Source organism: Actinomycetota bacterium, assembly GCA_030682655.1.
Lineage (GTDB): Bacteria > Actinomycetota > Coriobacteriia > Anaerosomatales > JAUXNU01 > JAUXNU01.
Window position 1 is genome coordinate 1 of the sequence record JAUXNU010000135.1, and the last position, 2527, is coordinate 2527.

General features: G+C 64.1%; 3 protein-coding genes. All 3 read right to left on the minus strand.

The features are described from left to right. Positions 1-125 precede the first annotated feature (125 nt). Positions 126-506, minus strand: coding sequence for a response regulator (locus Q8K99_08565; protein ID MDP2182605.1), 381 nt, complete (start codon positions 504-506; stop codon positions 126-128). 307 nt (positions 507-813) lie between these two features. Further along, on the minus strand, positions 814-2166 hold the full coding sequence (locus tag Q8K99_08570) for an IS1182 family transposase (protein ID MDP2182606.1): 1353 nt from the start codon (positions 2164-2166) through the stop codon (positions 814-816). A 35-nt stretch (positions 2167-2201) separates the two neighbouring features. Next, positions 2202-2527 (minus strand): three-Cys-motif partner protein TcmP (tcmP, locus tag Q8K99_08575; protein MDP2182607.1); only part of this gene is annotated, 326 nt, incomplete at its 5' end.

Consider the following 2527-nt stretch of genomic DNA (forward strand, 5'->3'; position numbering starts at 1 on the left):
CGCCGCGGGTGAGATCGAGCATGCACGCGCTTGGGCGCGGTCCGCGGCCCGTACGGTCGCCGCATAGCGCCCCGGAGGCTTCGACGCATTGCCTATCGCGTCGTCGGCGACCTGCCAAGCGCGCCTCAGTCCGTGGCGAGCTCGAGTAGCTCCGCGACTTTCGCACGAAGTCCGTCGTTGTCGAACGGTTTGAGGATGTATGCGTCCGCGCCCATCTCGGCGCCGAGTTCGAGATCCGAAGGCATGCCGGCGGTGGTGAGCATGGCCACCTGCGTGTTCTCCATTCCCGGTGTCGAACGGATGTGCGCGAGCGTCTGGAATCCGTCAATCTCCGGCATCACGACGTCGAGCAGGACGACATCGGGGTGATGTTCCTCGATCAGGTCGAGTGCCATGGCACCATTCTCCGCCTCGATGACAGTGCACCCGAGCGGCTTGAGTGCCGTGGATGCCAGCAGACGGATGAATTTCGTGTCGTCGACGATGAGTACTATTCCGTTCGACATGTGCCCCCCAGCGAGTCTCGCAATAGACCTGTGCGACTGCGCAGGCTCCACTGTACCGCGACTGAACGCATGCGGCACACATAACGGACATGATTAATGCAGGTGAAAGCGTGGTTTCGTAGAAGTTTTCGTAGAAGCGAGCCCTAGGAGTCTGTTGGGGAATCGCAGCGCGGAATCGGGGGGCCCGACGAAGTTGGATCGTTTCTGAGGTCCTTGAACTCGCGAAGTTGGGCGCCGGACACTCCTGCGCGATGCGGAAGACCGTCGTCGGCGTCTCGTGGACGCGAAAAGCGGGTTCTGGCCCTGTTCAGGCGGGGTTTGGACGCGCTCCCGCCCGGTAGAGTTTCAGCATATTGCTGGTCAGGCACATCAGCCTCCACTCCCGGTCGACCGAAGCGAGTCCGCGAAAGCTGAAGCGACGGAAGCCGCGGGCCTCCTTGATCTGGCCGAAGACCGGTTCCACGATCGCCTTGCGCTTCCTGTAGATGGCCTCGCCGACCTCGCTCGCGAGCTTCTCGCGCATGGTGTCCGCGAGCGGTGTCCTGGTCCGTTTCTCGGGCGGTACGTAGCACTTCACATCGGCGAACCGCGGGTCGGAGAGGTTCGACTCGGAGAAGAAGCCCGCATCCGCCGTCACACTGTCGGGCAGTGCGCCCAGGTTGCTCTCGATCCCATCCAGCAGTGGCAGGAAGGCCAGCTTGTCGTTGGCCTGCTGCGTCACTGAGGCGGCCACGATGACCTGTGCTTCCTCGTCCACGGCCGCATGCGCGTTGTAGGCTTGGACGAATGAGCCGGTGGCACCGTCTTTCATGATGCGGGACTCCGGGTCGGTGAAGTTGCGCTGGTCCTTGTCGCGAGGTACGGCCGCTTCGGGGTCCGGGACGGCCGGGGGGCGACCGCCGAACTTCTTGCCCCGGTCCGCCTCCTTGCGTTCCCGCTCGGCGCAGCGCTCGCGGGCCGCCTCGGCCTCGGCTCGTGCCTCTTCCTTCGCCTTGGCTTCGAGCGCGGCCTTGGCCTCCCGGATCTTTGCCAGGCGGCTTTCGCGCCGTCGCAGCTCTTCGGGCAACTCGTCGCCCCTGGCGTCGCCGTATCTCGCGTCCTCCTGCGCATCGACGCGTTCGGCCTCCTCGAGCAGACGGGCGACCTCTCTGGCCAGTTCCTTCTCGGTCTTGCACATGCGCCCGTAGCTCATGGCCTTGTGCTTGGATGCGTTGGCCTTGACCTTCGTGCCGTCCAGCGCCACGTGTCCCAGCTTCACCAGCCCCGTCTCCCTGCACAGCACGAGTACCTGCACGAACAGGCCGGCAAGTGCTTTGAGATGGTGGCGGCGGAACTCGGAGACGGACGTGTGGTCGGGATGCCGATCGCCCGAGAGCACCCGGAAGGAAACGTCCTCCCAGCATGCCCGCTCGATCTTTCGCGAGGAGGGCTTGCCCACCGCATACGCGTAGAGCAGCAGCTTGGTCATCATGACCGGGTGATAGCCGGCGCGGCCGCGCATGTCATCCTTCTCGTAGGCGGAGAGGATGGCGGAGAGATCGAGGGAGTCAACGAGGTCGGAGATGAACCAGATGAGGTGTCCCTCGGGCACCCACTCCCGCATACTGGGGGGCAAGAGGTACTGCTGGTCGAGGTCGTATGGGAGGAACTCCCGCGCCATCGTATCGGCCTCCTCACTTGGTCGCCGACACAATTCTACCGGGCCATCCTCACCCGGGCCAGGGCGGGTCGGCTTTTTCCCCAACAGGCTCCTAGGAGCTTCTTCTCCTGCCTGGCGATGCACTCCAAGTATACGAGCGGAGAACCGGACACCTCTTGATCGTCGTCGGAATAGGAGCCCCTACCAGCGAATAGGTCGACCACATACCACGTTCGGTCTGCCCAGACGCGCTGTTTCGGCGCGTTCCAGATGGTGGTCCAGCGGCTGAAGTAGTCGCGCAGAAGACGTAGTTTCGCCTTCGTGTGCGGTCGGTTGGTTATGTCCCACGGGTCGTCACCCCGCCTGCGTGCTGCCCTTGCCC